This window comes from Streptomyces sp. NBC_00647 (assembly GCF_045207245.1).
GTDB lineage: Bacteria > Actinomycetota > Actinomycetes > Streptomycetales > Streptomycetaceae > Streptomyces.
In genome coordinates this window covers 493630-511380 of record NZ_CP109040.1, presented here as the reverse complement: position 1 = coordinate 511380, position 17751 = coordinate 493630, and the positions used below count along the sequence as shown (strand labels likewise).

Here is a 17751-nt window from a genome sequence, read left to right as displayed (position 1 = left end):
GATTGGCAAGAAAGCGGCAGGTGTTCGGCAAGGATTTCGACACGGGTCCGGAAAACGATGGCGGGCGACGGCAAGGGGTCGCCAGCGGCTCGACCAGGACCCCGCAAGGGCGGTGACGCACGATGTTCAACATCTGGCGATACCGCTGGTCCCAGGGCCGATGACGCCCCTGTTGACGGCCTTCACGGCCGCTCACCGGCCTCCGAATTTATTTCGCCGAAGTTTCCTGACAGGGGGCACTCTCTTGCTGATTCCAGCAACTGCAACTCCGGGCCTGTGCATGGCGAGTCTCGATAAGACCCTGACCATCCAGCAGGCGAACCAGGAGTTCTTCAGGCAGTTCAACGGCTCGTCCGAGGACATATGCGGTCGCAATTTCCGTGACGTGGTGCACCCGAGCGTGCAGCAGCCGCTGGTGCGTCAATTCTCCAATTTACTTGAAGGGAAGAACCATCGTTTCGTCACGCCCGTCATCGCCGTGGGGCCCGGCGAGGAGTCCGCCTTCACCGTTCCCCTCACCGCGGTCGCGGTGCGCGGTGGCCTGCCCGACACGACCGCGATCCTGGTCATGATGCCCACGGCCGGGGACGCCGAGCAGACGCGTGTGGTACCCAAACGCAAGAAGATCCTCTCCACGATGGACGCGCGCATCCTCGAAGGCATCGCCGCCGGCGTCTCCACCGTCCCCTTGGCCGCGAGCCTCTACCTCAGTCGGCAGGGCGTCGAGTACCACGTGACCTGCCTGCTGCGGAAACTGAAGGTGTCCAACCGTGCCGCGCTGGTCTCCCGCGCCTACTCCCTGGGCGTGTTCAAGGTCGGCACCTGGCCGCCCGAGGTCGTGGACGACTTCGTGAAGTGAGCGGGCATCAGGCCCTCCCGGCGCCCGCTCGCGCGCGTGGCTGTGGCCGCGTTCACCCGGGTCGAGCACAGGGGCGCCGGACTCGCCGCTCACGCAGTGCCCGGCAAGCACCTGGCGGAACGGCTCGAGTCGCGCCCAGTGGAGAAGCACCCCATCAGCGCCTACCACAAGCTCCGGATCGCAGGACGGTCCGAACCGGCCGCGTCTTCCCCTGCGCTGCCCGGCCCGGCGGACGCCTGACGGCAGGCTTGAGCGCTTCCCGCGCCCAGGAGCGGGCCGCACCGCAACACCCGCTTCCGTACCCCGGGTGACCGAACCCCCGGGCCCGGCCCCACAAGGCCGGCCCGCCCGATCCGGATTTCGTCGACGGCCTGGGCGGTCTCCATGCGGGCCGTTCTGCCCCGGACCGTGTCACTCCGGCCGTGTCACTCCGGCCGTCCCTCCGATTCATCCTTCATCTCTCCCAAGCTCAGGAGCCACAGCGTGATTGCACACCAGCCTCTGTCGCGGCGCCGCATGCTAGGCGTGGCGGCCTTGGGTGCCGCCGCACTCGCGGGGCAGACCACGATCACCGCCGCCGCCCCCCGGGCGGCCGCCGCCACCGCAACCAGTGGTTCCGGCGGCACGTTCGTCCCCGCCGTCGTGGTCGGCACCGGTTACGGCGCGGCCGTCCCCGCCCTGCGCCTCGGCGAGGCAGGGGTCCCCACCCTGATGCTGGAGATGGGCCGGCTGTGGAACCAGCCCGGTCCGGACGGCAACGTATTCAGCGGGATGCTCAAGCCCGACAAGCGCTCGAGCTGGTTCAAGACCCGTACCGAGGCTCCGCTCGGCTCGTTCCTGTGGCTCGACCTCGCCAACCGGGACATCGAGCCCTACGCGGGTGTACTGGACCGGGTCAACTTCGACCAGATGTCCGTGTACGTGGGACGCGGTGTCGGTGGCGGTTCGCTCGTCAACGGTGGCATGGCGGTCACGCCCCGGCGCTCGTATTTCGAGGAAGTGCTGCCCCAGGTCGACGCCGACGAGATGTACACCACGTACTTCCCCCGCGCGAACTCCACCCTCCGGGTCAACAACATCGACAAGAGCTGGTTCGAGCAGACCGACTGGTACTCGTTCGCGCGTGTCTCGCGCGGGCAAGCCTCGAACGCGGGCCTGAGCACCACCTTCGTGCCCAACGTCTACGACTGGGACTACATGCGCCGTGAGGCGGACGGTGCGGTGCCCAAGTCCGCGCTGGCCGCCGAGGTCATCTACGGCAACAACCACGGCAAGGTCTCACTCGCCAAGAGCTACCTGGCGGCCGCCCTGGGCACCGGCAAGGTCACCATCGAGACCCTGCACCAGGTCAAGACGATCCGTCAGCAGAACGACGGCACATACCTGCTGACCGTCGAGCAGAGGGACACCGACGGCACGCTGCTCGCGACCAAGGAGGTTGCCTGCCGCCACCTCTTCCTCGGCGCCGGCAGCCTCGGCTCGACCGAACTACTCCTGCGTGCCCGCGAGACCGGCACTCTCCCGGACCTAAGCCCTGAGGTCGGCGGAGGCTGGGGCCCCAACGGCAACATCATGACCGCCCGCGCCAACCACATGTGGAACCCGACGGGCACCAAGCAGTCGTCGATCCCGGCCCTCGGTATCGACGACTGGGACAACCCGGACACCCCCGTCTTCGCCGAGATCGCCCCCCTGCCTGCGGGTGTCGAGACCTGGGTCAGCCTCTACCTGGCCATCACCAAGAACCCGGAGCGCGGCACCTTCGTCTACGACGCAGCCAAGGACCGGGCGGACCTGCGCTGGACCCGGGACCAGAACGCGCCCGCGATCGCAGCCGCGAAGTCGCTCTTCGACCGCATCAACAAGGCGAACGCCACCATCTACCGGTACGACCTCTTCGGCAAGCAGATCAAGGCCTTCGCCGACGACTTCTGCTACCACCCGCTCGGCGGCTGCGTCCTCGGCAAGGCCACTGACAACTACGGCCGCGTCACCGGATACAAGAACCTCTACGTGACCGACGGCTCACTCATCCCCGGAAGCATCGGCGTCAACCCGTTCGTGACCATCACGGCGCTGGCAGAGCGGAACATCGAGCGCGTCATCAAGCAGGACGTCGCGGATTCCTGACGAGCGGCAGGCGCGGCCCGCCCGCGCCCCCTTCTCCTCCCGGCGAACGCCCCGCCACGGTGGGCGGTCGAACCGAAATCGAAAAGGAACGACTCCGTGAACTCCCCGCTCACCGAGGACAACAGCCTCTGGATCCGCAGGTTCCACCCGCGCCCCGACAGCCACGTCCGGCTGGTCTGCCTGCCCCACGCGGGCGGCTCCGCCAGCTTCTACTTCCCCGTGTCCCGGTCCATGCCCGACAGCGTCGACGTGCTGTGCGTGCAGTACCCCGGCCGCCAGGACCGCCGCACTGAACCTCTCCTGGACTCCGTACCGGCGCTCGCCGACAAGGTCTACGAGGCCCTGCTGCCCTGGACCGACCGGCCCATCGCCCTGTTCGGCCACAGTATGGGCGCCTCCCTCGCCTACGAGATCGCCCGACGGCTGGAGCGGGAGCGGGGCATTGTGCCCGCCACCCTCATCGCCTCCGGCCGCCGCGCCCCGTCCACGCACCGCGACGAGACCGTCCACCTGCGCGACGACGACGGCCTCGTCGCCGAGATGCGCGGCCTCAGCGGCACCGACCCCCAACTGCTGGGCGACGAGGACGTCCTGCGCATGATCCTCCCGGCCATCCGGGCGGACTACCGCGCAGCCGAAACCTACACCTGGGAACCGGGGCCGCCCCTGCGCTGCCCCGTGACCTGCCTCGTCGGCGACGACGACCCGAAGGTCACCGTGGAGGAGGCCGCCGCTTGGTCCGAGCACACCGACGGCCCGTTCATGCTGAAGGTCTTCCCCGGCGGCCACTTCTTCCTGGCCCGTCACCAGAAGGAAGTCGTCGGTCTCATAGCCACCAAGTTGGAGGTGCTCGACCGGCCATGAGCGGGCGTTCTGTGGGTCTCCGCCTGATTCCAGCCTGAGTCGGAGGGCAGCGCGCCGCGACCGACGAGGCGCGGCGCCACGGAGGGTCCCCTCTGCCACCGTCCGCGCTGGGCAGGGTGTCGCCCGACTGTCGCTGCCGACAGTCAGTCGCACCGTCCCGCCGTCGATTGCGCGCAATCGACGGCCATGAGCCCTGTCCTGCAATCCCGAACAATCTGCCTGCAGGCGCGGGCCCAGCGCATCCTGAGATCTCCAACCCGGCTGCGCGGAGGACGAGATGGCGCTCGGTAGGTGTTTCCACCCCGGCTCGTTGAGTGATCGTGAGCCCGGCTGGTCAGTGGATTCGCTGTCCAGAATGCACGCACACTCGACGAGGTCCCGGCAGCCGGGGAGAACTGGCCGGCCGTCACCTGCCGGGCAACCTCAAGTACGTCTTCCGCTGAACCAATTGGGCTGGCCACGGCAACGATCGTGGTCGAGGGCCAGCCTCGTGCCTGCACTGGCCACGGCAACGGGCCGGCACCCGGCTGGGCTCAGCGTTCGGTCACGAAGACGTGCGCGGCAGTCTGCGTGGAGAGTTCGGCGGCCTCACCGCCGTTGCCGACCATCACGCCGCCGGGCGATGACGTCACGCTCACGACCGCGCCGGGCTGCACCCCGGCGTGCCGCAGGGTGTACATGAGCTGGGGGTCTGTTTGGATCAGCTCTCTTATGCGCCGTACGACCGCGCTCGCGCCGTTCGGCCCGGGCTTGAGGTCGCTGAGTCTGACCATGCTTTCGTCGGGGAACGGATCCACGGTGCTCTTCTCGCCGAGTTCCTCCAGGCCAGGGATCGGGTTGCCGTACGGCGACTCGGTGGGGTGGTTCAGCAGCTTGAGTACGCGCCGCTCCACGGCCTCGCTCATCACGTGCTCCCAGCGGCAGGCCTCGGCGTGCACCTGTTCCCACTCCAGCCCGATCACGTCGACGAGCAGACACTCCGCGAGCCGGTGCTTGCGCATCACGCGCGTGGCGAGCCGGCGGCCCTCCGGCGTCAACTCCAGGTGCCGGTCGAGCGCGACGTGCAGCAGACCATCGCGCTCCATCCGGGCCACGGTCTGGCTGACGGTGGGGCCGCTCTGGTTCAGACGTTCGGCGATGCGGACGCGCAGGGGGACCTCGCCTTCCTCCTCGAGCTCCAGGGTGGTGCGGAGATACATCTCCGTGGTGTCGATGAGTCGGGACATGTCGATCGTCAGGCGTGGGTCTCGGCGGTGGCGGTCAGGACCGCGCGGCCGAGGATGTGTCCGGCCATGGTGAAGCCGAGGACGGCCGGGGTGGCGTCGGCCGCGACGCCGATGGACTCGACGCCGAGGGCGTGCACCACGACGAAGTAGCGGTGCGGTCCGTGCCCGGCCGGCGGGGCGGCGCCGATGAAACGGGCGGCGCCGGCGTCGCCCGGCAGCTGGAAGGAGCCCTCGGGCAGGCCCGAGCCGGTGTCGTCGCCGGCGCCCTCGGGCAGTTCGGTGACGGTGACGGGGATGTCGGCGACCGCCCAGTGCCAGAACCCGGACCCGGTGGGGGCATCGGGGTCGTAGACGGTGACGGCGTAGCTCTTGGTGCCTTCCGGGGCGCCGCTCCAAGACAGCTTGGCTGCGGTCGGGATTCTCGCCGGTGCCTGCAACCAGGGGCTGGGCGCCCAGACCGGCGGCCGGAGGGTGACACCACCGCACCGGAAGTCCAAGAAGAACCCCCCGGACTGGTAAGAGGAGATGTACGACCGCTGGCGCAAGGCGCACTCTTCGCGTCGTATCCGGGTCGAGCACGCATCGCACATCTGATCAGTGTGATCGGCGCGACGATCCAGACGGGTCGGGGCGTGCCAGCCCCGCGGGGCCTCGGGCCTGCGCCGAAGTGAGATGCCACGCCAAGAGCAAGGGGTCCGGTGGTCGGCGGCGGGCCTTTGGCCAAACAGGCGGGGCGAGGCTTGTCCGCAGGTGAGACGGATCTGCTCAGTTCTGCCGATCGGGGCCGCGCTCGTCGACGGTCACCGTTGGGTCGGAGAGGAGGCCATCGCCGTCGACCGGCCGGGTGACACCGCCGCCGAAAGTGGGCGGGCCCCGCCAATGCGCAGAGTCAGGGCCCGAACTGGGAACGTGGGGGAGCGGTGTGGCCCGGCGACATCCCCCGAACGTTGGGCCGGGCTGGCCTGCTGCAGGGGTTTGACCGAAGATGCGCGGTGGGGAGCGTCTCGCAGTGCATTGCACGGAGGCCCACGGCTGACGTGACCTTGGCATCAACCGCTCCGCCGTCGGTGTGTGCCCGTGGCATTCAGGCCGGCGCGACGACGGACTTCGTTTTGAACACGGGCGTCAGTCGCGCTCGCTGTACCGTCCCAATGTAAGCCGGGATCACTACCCATCACGCTAAGTGACGAGTCTATGTCGCCCTGATGTCTGAACAGTGGATGGCTGGCAGAATTGGTAGCAGCCCATGTGGCGTCGTGTGCGGGACTTAGCCCACCGTCTGCCTTGGGTGGAAGGGGACATCTCGTGCCATCGGACCGACCAGGGGGCGAGACTCCTGGTCCGCTCCGCTCGGAGCCAGGCACGTTGCTGGAGCACGTGGCCGTGGCTGTGCTCGGTATTGACGAGGATGATCAGATTTGTTTCTGGGGGCCTGGTGCGCAGCGCCTTTTCGGATACGAATCGGCGGCAGCGCTGTCCAAGCCCGCCGCGGCCCTCTTTCCCGATCCGCCCCGGGGCGCCCCAGAGGCCGCTATGCGGCTGGCGGAGCGAGGCCGAACTCTGGGGTACTGGCGCGGCCGTCTGCCCACACTGCATCGGGACGGTACGGTCTTCGACTGCGGTTTCCGAGCCTTCCCCGTGAACGGCGCCGAGGGCCGTTCCGTGGTCCTGTGCTTGGCGAGCAGGGCTGACGATCTCGACCGGGTGAAAACCAAGCTTGCCTTCCTCGACTCGCTCTTCGAAACCTGCCCCATCGGTCTGGTCATGCTCGACGAAGACTTGCGATACGTTCACCTCAACCAGGCGCTGGCCGACATGGACGGGCTTCCGATCGAGGACCATATCGGGCGGCGTATGGAAGAATTCATGATCACTTCCGACGGAGGCGAGTACCAGCGCATGCTGCGGGCCGTCGCCGAGAAGGGCCGGCCCGCCGTGAGCACTCTGGTAGTCCTCCGCGCGGCAGGTCATCCGGATCATGACCAGGTGCGGTCGGTGAGTTTCTTCCCCCTGAGCCAGGCCGGCGACACGCGGCCGGGAGTGGGCGGGCTGCTGGTGGACGTGACTGACCGGGAGCAGGCCATCGTGGAGGCCACAGCTGGCCGGCAGCGGCTGGCTTTGCTGGACCGGGCCGCGGCCCGGGTCGGCACTACTCTGGACGTGAACGTCACCGCCCGGGAGCTGGTCGAAGCCGCAGTTCCGGATTTCTCCGACGCATCCGTCGTGGAAGTCGTGGAGTGGCTGGATGAGGCTGAGGTGTTCAACCCGGAGCTTCCGCTGTTCACACGCCGGATCGCCTCCCGCACGACTCTGCCCCCACCCGCCGTCGAACTGGTGAGCGGACTGGAGAGCGTGACATACCCACCGGGCTCCGCCATCCACCAGATGCTGCGAACAGGGCGCCCCGTCTTCGTTGCTGTGAACGACGACTTCATGACCCGGACTGTCATGCATCAGGATCGCGCCCAGCTCCTACGCGACAGCGGCTTGACCTGCATACTCATCGCCCCGCTCATCGCCCGGGGCACAGTTCAGGGACTCGCCATGTTCGGCCGCTCAGCCGCCAGGCCGGAATTCACCGAGCAGGACCTCAGCCTCGCCAGTGAGCTCGCCTCCCGCGCCGCATTGTGCCTGGACAACGCGCGTCTCTACAGCCGCGTCCAGGACATCGCGCTCACACTTCAGCGCGCACTGCTCCCCACTGCCCTGGCGGCCAGCCCATACGTGAGCGTCGCCCACCGCTACCTCCCCGGCAGCCACATCACCGAGGTCGGCGGCGACTGGTACGACGTGATCAACCTGTCCGAGGACCGGGTGGCACTCGTCGTCGGCGACGTCATGGGACACGGAGTGCCGGCTGCCGCAGCCATGGGCAGGCTGCGCATCACCACCAAGGCACTGGCTCGCCGCAACCCGGAACCAGACGACCTGCTCACCGAGCTCGACGCCTGCGCCCAGGAGGCCGGCATCGAACTGGCGACCTGCCTCTACATCGTCTACGACCCTGCAACCGGCCGTGCCCGCATTGCCAACGCCGGCCACCCCCCGCCCATGGTGCGCCACCCGGACGGCACGGTCGAGACCATCAGCGACGTACTGGGAGTCCCACTCGGGGTCGGCGGGCTTCCGTTCCGAACGACCGAGATTGACCTTTCCGAGGGCGACACTCTCGTCCTGTACACCGACGGCCTCATCGAAGCACGCGGCCGGGACATCGAAGAGGGCATGGAGGCACTCCGCATCCAACTGCGTGGGACTTCGGGTTCGTTGGAAACGACAGTGGACCGCATCCTTTCGAGCCTGCTACCCGACGCACCGACGGACGACACGGTGATCGTCCTCGCCCAAGTGCGACCCGCTTCTCCGTCTGGTCGCCATCAAATCGTCGCTGTATGAGGGAGCGGGACGGAGTCTGGCGGACCGGGGTGGCCTATGTTGTGGCGGGAGCCGGCCTGGTCGTTGCCGCCGCGTTGTTCGCGGCTGGCCATGGTCCGGGACCGGCCTGGGTGACGGCCAGCGCCGGGGCGTTGTTCGTTGCACTGGCTGTTCCAGGCAAGCGGGCCATTGAGGCATGGGGAACCCGCTGGGCTGAGCCTGTTGAACAGATGGCCAGGCGTTCGACTGCCCGTAGTGCACTGCTTGGTCGGGGTCAACGTGTAGCCGATTCAAAACAGTGGATGGCACTCAGCATCCACACGGCTATCCCTCTGCCTGCGGACGCTGACCCAGATCTCTCGGGCAGTCTTCCTCAATACATCCCCCGAGAAGCAGACGCCGACATTCATGCATGGCTCAACAGCCACACGAAGACCGGCGGCCTCATCGTGCTGGTTGGGGACGCCGCAGCAGGGAAGACCCGATGCCTGTATGAAGCCTTGATTGCTGAGGTGGCCGATTGGTAGATGCCGGAGGTGGAGACTGGCAGCCAACTCAACACCTTGGTTCAAGAAGGGGTGAACCTGTCACGTTCGGTCATCTGGCTGGATGAACTACAGAACTTCTTCGCCGACGAGACCCTCACGGCCGCCTCAGTGCGTCAGTTGGTCCTCGGCCGACAGGGGGCCTGTGCTGCTCGCGGGCACGATCCGGGCCGCGGAACTCGACCGCCTCCTGTCTGCAGCTTCCCCTGCGAGCGGCACCGTCGGATCCGGTAGTCCGGATGCCATCGGGCTCAACCATGCACGGCAGGTCATCAAAATGCTGGCGCGTTGGTCGCCTCGCAGCGGGTTGGGGGAACGCGCGATCCGGTTTCACCTCAGCGGGGATCTGACACCGGACGAACTGATGCGGGCCCGGGCCCTGGCCGAGGTCGACCCGCGGATTGGGACAGCTCTCCTCGGGTCAGGTGGCCATCGGATCACCGCAACACAGAATTGATCGATCGTTGGAGGCTGGACACGGTGGAGGATCCCAGCGGCCAAGCGGTTATCACAGCAGCCGTTGTCGCCCGACGTTGTGGCCATCCAGAGCCGATCCCCGGACGGCTGTTGCAGGAACTGGCCCTCCTGTATCTGGCTGAGCGAGACGGCCTTCCGCTACCGGACGAATGGCTCTCGGCCGCTATCGCATGGGCCGAGAGCCCCATCATGGGCAAGATCAGGGCTCTGCGCAGATCGACGACGCATCCCGGTGCATTGGAAGGCTTCCGCGTGTCCGACGTCCTGCTTCAGCACTCCCACACGGCCTCCCAAAGCCCTGCGGACACGCTGCTCGGCCACAGCGGCATATGGACCACGCTGCTGGAACATGCGGGCGGTCGAACGGTAACGGAGGGCCCCACGACACCCAAGCGAACGGCAGACCCCATCTCAGTGCTGCGCACCTTGGGGTCATCCGTCGCCCCTCAAATCCGACTGGGACGTGTCCGGGCAGGCCATGGTGTCTGTCACCTGCGTGTTTCGTGGGTGCAGGTCCTGCTGGGTGGGGTAGAAGGGCGGGATGGATACCGCCGTGCTGGAACGGATGCTGGACGAGGCCTTCGATCATGCTGTTGTGCACCACGGCTACACCAGCTACATGCGTGACTACGAGGTGATTGTCTACGCGACGGCTGATCCTTCGACGGCCATGGAGTCGTCCTACAAGCGGTATCTGTTCCGGTACTGCGTGGAGGCCCGGTGTGAGACGTCGGTGCCGGCGGAGACCTGGCGGGTCTCTTTGGACGATCGGCTCATCGAGCAGGAAACCGGTACTGAGCTCGATGGATACGTCTGGGGCGTGAAGTGGCACTGCCTGTATCCGGGAGCCAGGCTCCTGCCCGACTCGGAGGCGGCCCGGCGCTGGTCGAACGAGCTCGGGATCGGCTTTCACAAGGTGTGCCTGGAAACCAACGCGCACACCCTGACCTTGCTCTTCTCCGACCTTCAGGTGAGCGAGGTCCCCGTCGGCTACGCCCCCTTCGTCACGGAGTAGGCGGGCAGGGTTCGTGAACCTGCGACCGATGTATGCCCAGGACAGGCGGCCGGTCTCTGTCGTTCCCGCTGCCTGCGCAGCAGGTAGCCCGGCCCCGCCAGAGCGCTCCAAGGGACCGGGCTACGGCTGAGAACCTTAGACCGGACAGCGGAAGCCAGAGCTCACTCATGAAGCCCAAGCTTTCGACGAGGTCTTCGGGCGAGGGCGCGTGCTGCCTGACCCGCGCGGGGGCTACCCCAGCCGCTCCCTGCCGCTTGAGGCGGGACTTGTGCGTTCTCCCCAGGGCCGCAGCATCGCGTGGCTGCACGGGCGGCCCGGTCCTTGAGGGTGGAGTCGGTACCGGGCCGCCGCCTCCAACGTGCCCCAGGCAGCGTGGCGCTGCCCGGCGGATGCGGCACACGGGTGATCAGGAGGCGACGAACGCCTCCGCCGACAAGTGCCCGCCCCCGCCAGAAGCTGACAGGGGCCGGGCTACGCGACGATCCTCGCGAACAAGCTGGCCTCCGCCCTGCTGGACCGCTCCTCGCCCGCACCGGCTACGCGTCGCAGCAGACCGACGGCGGTGAACCCGGCACCCGCACGGCCAACCTCTGGCACCCCGCGGACGAAGCCCCGGAACACGACTACGGAGCACACGGCTCCTTCGATGAGACGTCCCACCCCCGCTCGGCCCAAGCGGCACTCGCGCGACACCGCGGGCTTGTGTCGGCCGCCGCGAGGGGAGCGGTGGTGATGGGGCTGGGAGCGGTGATACGGCTCAGGCGACTGCGTTGCCCGGGAAGAGGCGCCGCTCAGTTCGCCGGGTGGCCCGGGGTGATGTCATGGGTGTCGTTCAGCGTCAGCAGAGGGGTGCTGCCCGCGAGATTCTCCGCCGCCTCCGGAGCGAGCAGGAAACCGACGTGGTCGCCGCCGTCGATCCGGTTCTCCACGCGGCCGACGAACCAGGCGGGGGCCTCGTCAAGGATCAGTGATCCGCCCGGTCCCGGGTGCCACGGGACGTCGGTGAACTTGTCCGTACGGTCGCCGGTCTCGCCGCCGAAGAGCCGGGCCAGCCGGTCCTGGTCGCGGCGGAGCAGATGGACCGCGATGCGTTCGGCGTGCTCGGCCACCCGGTACGTCCGGTTGGTTCTGGACAGCCAGACCATGAACCGGGCGGGCTTGAGCGAGCACTGCGAGGCGAATCCGACCAGGCAGCCGGCTTTCTCCCCGTCGGCCTCCGCGGTGACGAGGTACATCGGGTAGTCGAGCAGGTCGGTGAAGGGATCGAGATCGGTCACGGTGTTCGGCTCCCGCCTCAAGAGATCGGCTGTCGGCCAAGCGTTCACCATGCGCGTGTCCCGGTCGGCTCACGACGCACTGGGGGCGCGGTACGAGCGGAGTCCCTGGGTACCCGGACCTGTGCAGCAACGCGTCTCGGCGCGACCGTGAGCCCGGATCGGGCGACCTCCCCGACGGCCCGCGCCCAGGCGCGCGAGGCCACTTCGAACAGACCCCGACGGGCACCCGAACGCCACAGAACCAGCCAGCTTCTTCTCACAACAGTCCGCACAGAAGTACCAGAAATTTACAGAGGCGGTGATCAGCGTGGCCACGACGCGCCATGAGACGTCCACGCAACGCAATACCCGCGCCAGCGACAGGAAAAGCGACGCGAAAGTGGTGGGAGCCCTACTGAAGCGACAACAAAGAACATACGCGGCGCAGGCCGGAATCCGGTTGCGTGACACCCCGGCTCCGCTCTACCAGATGCTCGTACTGGCGAACCTGCTCAGTGCCCGCATCAAGGCGGACATCGCGGTCACGGCAGCTAGAGCACTGTTCGAAGCCGGGATGCGCGACAGCCGGTCGATGGCGCGGGCGACCTGGCAGAAACGTGTCGACGCGCTTGGCAAAGGCGGATACCGGCGCTATGACGAGCGCACCTCCACCATGCTCGGTGAGGGAGCGGAACTGCTGCTCGACCAGTACGACGGTGATCTGCGGCGGCTGCGCGAGGAATCCGATCCCACCAAAGCCCTGCAGCGCTTTCCGGGCATCGGTCCCACGGGAACCGATATCTTCCTCCGCGGAGTACAGGCCATCTGGCCGGAGTTCCATCCGTACGTGGATCGCAAGGCCCTGGACGGCGCCCGACGGCTCGGACTCCCCGCCTCGCCGGAGAAGCTGGCCGGCCTCGTGACCCGTCGCGAGGTGCCCTTGCTGGCGGACGGCCTGGTACACGCGGCCCTCGACAAACCCATGGTCGACGCGGTGCTCGCCGCCGCGGACCGGGCATGACGGGTGGGTGGCCGACTCTCGCTGCGCATCGGTGGGCGCAAGAGCGGTAGTGACTGTTGCCTGTGCAAGGTGGCTGTTGGCTGCTCGGTCAGGGACGAGGGGTCCGAAGAATTGCACCGCCCTGCTACCGAACGACCCCGGTATCGAACAACGCGCACAGACGGTCACGTGCGCGATCAGAGGCGGAGACCCTTGCGCCGGGCTGCCGCACGGGCACGAGCCCACGCCTCGGGGAGCTGCCGTTCCCGGACCCCGGCCGCGGTTCTCTCCTGACCGTGCAGCAGGCCCCAGGTGAAGCCGGGTTCTCCCGCCGCGTGTGCGGCGATCGCAAGACTGCGCAGGGTGTCACGGGCCACGACACTGTCGTGCTGGTCACCGCTCACCTGCTGTACGGCCTTGACGCGCTTGCCGAGGCGTCGAACAGGCTTGGCCAGGGCGGGGCGGGCCGCCTCCGCGGCGTAGCGAAGCCGCTTGGCGGCCTTGCGGGCGTGGTGGATCCGGGCGTCACGTTCCGGTCCGGACGGCATGTCGAGCGCCCGGTCCATTCGCTGGGCAAGTCGCCCGTACTCCTTCCCAAGCGCCTTGACCATGACCTTCTCCGGTTTTCCAGCCGCCTTCGCACGCAGCGGCGGCGCCTCGGCCAACCGGTTCAACTGCTCGAGCAGGTTCAGGTAGCGGGGCGTGGCGAGCGCGTCGAGGGTGCGTCGACGGCCCTCGGCCTGCCGCGCCGCGTCCCAGGCCTGCAGCCGTGCGCCAACCGGGCCCAGGACCAGTTCACCGGGAAGTTCCCGCACGCCGGAGGTCAGCCGCTCCCGGAGCACCTCATGGTCGCGCTCCACACCGAGCTCGGCCCCGAGCCACCTCAGATCCCGCCGGACGGGGTCGGTGACCTCACGGTCGAGAACGGATCGGTAGGAGCGCAGGCAACTGCGCAGACGGCGGGCCGTGGTGCGCATCCGGTGCACGGCGTCGGGCAGGTCGCGACGCACAGCGGGGTCGAGGTCCGTAAGGGCGTCGACCAACCGGCGAACGTACGTGAGCACGTGATCGCCGGCCGATCCCGGGGCGACCCCGGCGCGCGTATCCTCCGTGCCTTCGAGGAGGGACGTCGTCTCGGACAGGGCACGGACGACTTTCGAGGGGCCCTGCGCGCGGTCGACACCGTGGTTCCGGAGTACCTTTTCGATGGCGTCCAGGAGTGTCGGATCACCGTTGTCGGCGAGTTCGACCTCCATCTCCGTCCACTGCGTGTGCGCGTCGTCGTCCAGCAGCGAGTCGGCGCGCACCGCATCCGTACTCAGCTCGGCCAGGGCGTCGCCCCCGGCGTCGAGAAGTCGGCGCAGGGACCGGGTGGAGCGGATCCGCACGATCGGCCGCAGCTCTGCGCCGCGGGTGCGCGAGAGAGTCAGGGCCCGCAGGTCTTCAGGGACCTCTTCTGACGACAGCGGGAGCCGGATCTCCTCCCGGGTGTCTTTCTCCAGGGGTAGTTTCAGGTGCCAGCCGGCGTCGGTGCCGCCTGTGCGGCGCCGCAGGGACGCCCTGGTGTGTGCCAGTCGCAGGTCCTCGGTGTCGTAGTAGACGGCATCCAGCTCCTGCGTCGCATGTTCTGCGAGCGAGGCGACCCGGTCCACTTCCGTCAGCTCGGGCAGCCATGAGATGTCGTTCCCCGGCGGCGCCGCGTATTTGCGTTCTGTCTCTCGTGTCGAATGGACCATACAGATCGCGTTGACACATTCCCTGGGCTCAAACCCGACGTACGCCACTTCGCGGGTTCACCTTTGCGCGCACGGTGGATCGGAGGCGGACGGAGACCCGTGTCGCTCCAGCAGCCAGGTGACGGCGTTGTGGTCCAGGCGACCCTAGGACGCGCACCGAGCCGATGCCGGCGAGGCGATTCGTACCGTGGAGATGGCCTTCGCGGGTGTGGAACGGCGGGCGGCGGCGAGATCGACGGCCCACCGTTCCACCTGGGTCTGCCGTAGAGGACTGGTTGCGCTGCCTCAGGACACGTCTGGTGAGCTGCTGCAGCAGACCTCTGACCGACGCGGTGATCACCGCCGACGCTCTCCACACGCAGCACGATCACGCCTCCTAGCTGCGCGAACGCGGCGCCCACTACCTGGCCGTCGTCAAAGGGAACCACCCCGCACTGCACGAGAGGGTCCGCGGGCTGCCCTGGCGCGACATGCGCCTGGACCACTACGAACGCGGCCGGGCCCATCACCGCGACGAGATCCGCCGCCTGAGGACCGTCGCGTTCGCGCACCTGGACCACCCGCACGCCTGCCAGGCCCTCCAGGTCGTGCGCTGGAGACGGGACCCGGGCTCGGGCAAGCTCTCGATCGAGCGGATCCACCTGGTCACCAGCCTGCCGCCCGGCGCCGCCAGCGGCAGCGAACTCGCGGCCTGGATCCGCGGCCACTGGAAGATCGAAAACCAGCTCCACCATGTCCGCGACCGCACCTTCGGTGAAGACGCCTCGAAGATCCGCACCCGGCACCTGCCCCGCATCATGGCCGGCTTGCGCAACCTCGCCATCGGCGTCCACCGCCAAGACGGCCGCACCAACATCGCCGCCGCCCTCCGCCACACCAGCCGCGATCCCCAGCGGCCCCTCACCGCCCTCGGACTAACCTGACAAACCCAGACGCAAGATCACTTCTCAAAGACCCTGGGGCTGGGGCCACGTACGGCTGATGGGATGGTGCGCCCGCGAGCGCTTCCATCAGGTCGCCGGGTGATCCTGCCGCGGCTGGATGCCGCCGGACAGACCTTCGGGGGCGCCGGTCAGACCCTCGGCCGTGCCCTCTGCGCCGCCGCGTGGGTGTCAGCAGGTCGAGCCGGCCGGCGCTCCTCGGGGCCGCGCCGCGCGCAGCCGCGGCCCCGCTGCCCGTACGGGCAGCGCGGACACGGCCCTGCAGCTCCTCAGGGAGGCGCACGGTGAGCTGGACGCCGGCCCCAGGCCGTTCGCGGCCTTCCTGGACGTCGCCGGCATAGGGGCCCCGACCGCGGCGTTCACCGCTGCCGAGGCCCATATGCCCTCTGCCGCCCAGCAGTTCGCAGCCCTGGCGGAACAGACCGCAGCCCGCCGTGTCCGTGGCCGGGGGCAAGGAGTTGTCGCCGGCGCAGTGCGTGTTGTACGCGGGTGTTGCCGGGCCCTGCGCTAGAAGGTCAGGTTCCAGGCGTCGATCTTGCCTGTGTCGGAGGCGGCGTTGTCGTTGACGCGCAGCTTCCAGGTGCCGTTCGCGGCCTCCGAGGAGGCGTTTACGGTGTAGGTCTGGGCGATGTTGTCGGCGCTGCCGCCGGCGTGGTTGTGCAGCGTGTAGACGGTGCCGTCCGGCGCCACCAGGTCGACCTTCAGGTCACCGATGTAGGTGTGCTTGATGTCCACACCCACCTTGAGGGTGGCCGGGGCGTTGCCGGTCACGCCGGTTATGGCGATGGGGCTCTCCACGGTCGCGTTGTCGTTGATGGCGAAGTCCGCGAGGTTCTCGAAGTACTTACCGGGCGGCGGGGTGGTCCCGACGGCCTTGAGGGCGTCGACTTGTCCTTCGCCGAAGAACGAATTGTTGGCCGTCGTGCCCGTGCAGCGGCTGTCCGAGGGGCAGGCGATGTCGTTGGCCTGGGCGGCCAGCTTGGCGCGGATCTGCGCCGGGGTGATGCCCGGGTTGGCGCTGGCGATGAGTGCCGCCACGCCGACCACGTGCGGGGTGGCCATCGAGGTGCCGCTCTTGCTGCCGTAGCCGCCGCCGGGGACGGTGGAGTACACGTTGCTGCCCGGCGCCGCGACGTCGATGACGCCCTGCCCGTAGTTGGAGAACGAGGCCTTGGTGACACCCGTGCCGTTGGCCGCGACCGTGACCACGCCCGGCAGCTCGGTCGGGATGTCGAGGCAGGCGTTGGTGATCGTGCGGGTGACCGGCGTCGAGTCGTTCGGGCTCGCGGAGTCGGTCGTCTTGTGGGCGAGGTCGTAGTTCTCGTTGCCCGCGGCGGCGATCTGGAGGGAGCCCTTGCCCTCGGCGTACTCCTGGGCGCGCTTGACGCCCTCGATGATGGCGGCCTGGTCGATGTTGTCCGGGCAGTTGAACTGCCACGGGTCCGTGTAGTAGCTGTTATTGGTGACCTTGAAGCCGTGGTCACCGGCCCAGACGAAGCCGCAGATGGTGTTCTCGGCGAAGAAGAAGGAGTTGCCCGGCTCAGCGACCCGGACCGCGGAGATCTTCACCCCGGGGGCCACGCCGACAACGCCCTTGCCGTTCTTGGCCGCGGCGATGGTGCCCGCTACGTGGGTGCCGTGCGTGTCGACGTCCCGCCAGGCGCCGACACGGGTGTCGGGCTTGCCGTAGGCGCAGGAGACCGAGTCGGCCGCGTTGAAGTTGGGCGCCAGGTCCTGGTGCTGGTCGTCCACACCGGTGTCCAGGATGCCGACCGTCACGGAGGCGGAGCCCGGGTTCACGGCCCAGGCCTGGTCGGCCTTGATCTGGCTCATGTCGGCCCGGACCGGTTCTCCGGCCGGGGTCGAGGCCTGGGCCGGATTGGCCGGGAGCGCCGGGTTGTAGGCGTCGGCCGGGACGTCCGAGGTGCGCGTGGCGCCGACCTGCTGCACGCCGGCGACGCCGCGCATGGTGGCGGCGAATTCGCTGGACGCCGAGTGGGCGACGATCACGCCGATGGCGTCGAAGTTCGAGAAGACGGTGCCGCCGTTGGCCGCGATCGCGGAGCGGACCGCCGAACTGTCACCGGGGGCGGTGATCACGAGGTAGGCACGCGTGCCGGCCACCCAGGTCGCACTCTTGGAAGCCGGCACGGCGGCCGGAGCGTGGGCCTTGGCGCCCGGCGCGGGGGAGGGGTCGACGGGGAGCGTGCCCGCGAGGGCGCCCGGGGCGCCGAACGCGAGGGCGGCGCCGAGCGTGGCCGCCAGGACCAGCGTGCGTCTAGTCCGGCTGGATATGTGGAGTATCAATGCGTCCTCCGGAGACGGCC

13 protein-coding genes are annotated in these 17751 nt (G+C 68.5%); 8 read left to right on the top strand and 5 right to left on the bottom strand.

Translation table 11 applies throughout. The features are described from left to right. The first annotated feature begins 280 nt into the window (after nucleotides 1-280). From OG788_RS02415 to OG788_RS02405, 3 genes are all read left to right on the top strand, one after another. Entirely contained in the window at nucleotides 281-859 is a 579-nt protein-coding gene (locus OG788_RS02415; protein ID WP_037651888.1) for a LuxR C-terminal-related transcriptional regulator, read from the top strand. A gap of 516 nt (nucleotides 860-1375) precedes the next feature. Then, the gene (locus OG788_RS02410) at nucleotides 1376-2989 is read left to right on the top strand and encodes a GMC oxidoreductase (RefSeq protein ID WP_406376650.1); all 1614 of its coding nucleotides are present in this window, start codon (nucleotides 1376-1378) and stop codon (nucleotides 2987-2989) included. Between the two features lie 96 nt (nucleotides 2990-3085). After that, nucleotides 3086-3853 (top strand): thioesterase II family protein, encoded by a 768-nt coding sequence (locus tag OG788_RS02405; RefSeq protein ID WP_406368816.1) that lies wholly within the window; start codon nucleotides 3086-3088, stop codon nucleotides 3851-3853. Nucleotides 3854-4386: 533 nt separating this feature from the next. On the opposite strand, the gene OG788_RS02400 is transcribed toward OG788_RS02405, so the two are convergent. Next, nucleotides 4387-5079, bottom strand: coding sequence for a metal-dependent transcriptional regulator (locus tag OG788_RS02400; RefSeq protein ID WP_406368815.1), 693 nt, complete (start codon nucleotides 5077-5079; stop codon nucleotides 4387-4389). 8 nt (nucleotides 5080-5087) lie between these two features. Beyond that, on the bottom strand, nucleotides 5088-5624 hold the full coding sequence (locus OG788_RS02395) for a YbhB/YbcL family Raf kinase inhibitor-like protein (protein WP_406368814.1): 537 nt from the start codon (nucleotides 5622-5624) through the stop codon (nucleotides 5088-5090). Between the two features lie 820 nt (nucleotides 5625-6444). Between OG788_RS02395 and OG788_RS02390 the strand changes: the two genes are divergently transcribed. The 3 genes from OG788_RS02390 to OG788_RS02380 all read left to right on the top strand — a co-directional run bounded on the left by OG788_RS02390 (nucleotide 6445) and on the right by OG788_RS02380 (nucleotide 10491). Then, nucleotides 6445-8475, top strand: coding sequence for a SpoIIE family protein phosphatase (locus tag OG788_RS02390; protein ID WP_406368813.1), 2031 nt, complete (start codon nucleotides 6445-6447; stop codon nucleotides 8473-8475). Continuing rightward, the gene (locus OG788_RS02385) at nucleotides 8472-8981 is read left to right on the top strand and encodes a hypothetical protein (RefSeq protein ID WP_406368812.1); all 510 of its coding nucleotides are present in this window, start codon (nucleotides 8472-8474) and stop codon (nucleotides 8979-8981) included. Before OG788_RS02390 ends, OG788_RS02385 begins: the two co-directional genes overlap by 4 nt. A gap of 1036 nt (nucleotides 8982-10017) precedes the next feature. After that, entirely contained in the window at nucleotides 10018-10491 is a 474-nt protein-coding gene (locus OG788_RS02380) for a hypothetical protein (RefSeq protein WP_406368811.1), read from the top strand. A gap of 791 nt (nucleotides 10492-11282) precedes the next feature. Here OG788_RS02380 and OG788_RS02375 read toward each other — a convergent pair. Further along, the gene (locus OG788_RS02375; RefSeq protein ID WP_406368810.1) at nucleotides 11283-11768 is read right to left on the bottom strand and encodes a flavin reductase family protein; all 486 of its coding nucleotides are present in this window, start codon (nucleotides 11766-11768) and stop codon (nucleotides 11283-11285) included. A gap of 307 nt (nucleotides 11769-12075) precedes the next feature. Between OG788_RS02375 and OG788_RS02370 the strand changes: the two genes are divergently transcribed. Beyond that, a complete protein-coding gene (locus OG788_RS02370) occupies nucleotides 12076-12768 on the top strand; it encodes a hypothetical protein (RefSeq protein ID WP_406368809.1) in 693 nt (230 codons plus the stop codon). 176 nt (nucleotides 12769-12944) lie between these two features. Here the strand turns inward: OG788_RS02370 and OG788_RS02365 are convergent, their stop codons facing one another. Next, nucleotides 12945-14483 (bottom strand): CHAD domain-containing protein, encoded by a 1539-nt coding sequence (locus OG788_RS02365; RefSeq protein WP_406368808.1) that lies wholly within the window; start codon nucleotides 14481-14483, stop codon nucleotides 12945-12947. A 380-nt stretch (nucleotides 14484-14863) separates the two neighbouring features. Here OG788_RS02365 and OG788_RS02360 point away from each other — a divergent pair, with 380 nt between their 5' ends. Beyond that, a complete protein-coding gene (locus tag OG788_RS02360; protein WP_406376649.1) occupies nucleotides 14864-15406 on the top strand; it encodes an ISAs1 family transposase in 543 nt (180 codons plus the stop codon). A gap of 525 nt (nucleotides 15407-15931) precedes the next feature. Here OG788_RS02360 and OG788_RS02355 read toward each other — a convergent pair. Beyond that, nucleotides 15932-17731 carry a S8 family peptidase gene (locus OG788_RS02355; RefSeq protein ID WP_406368807.1) on the bottom strand — a complete coding sequence of 600 codons (1800 nt, stop codon included), beginning with the start codon at nucleotides 17729-17731 and terminating at the stop codon, nucleotides 15932-15934. Between the last annotated feature and the right edge of the window lie 20 nt (nucleotides 17732-17751).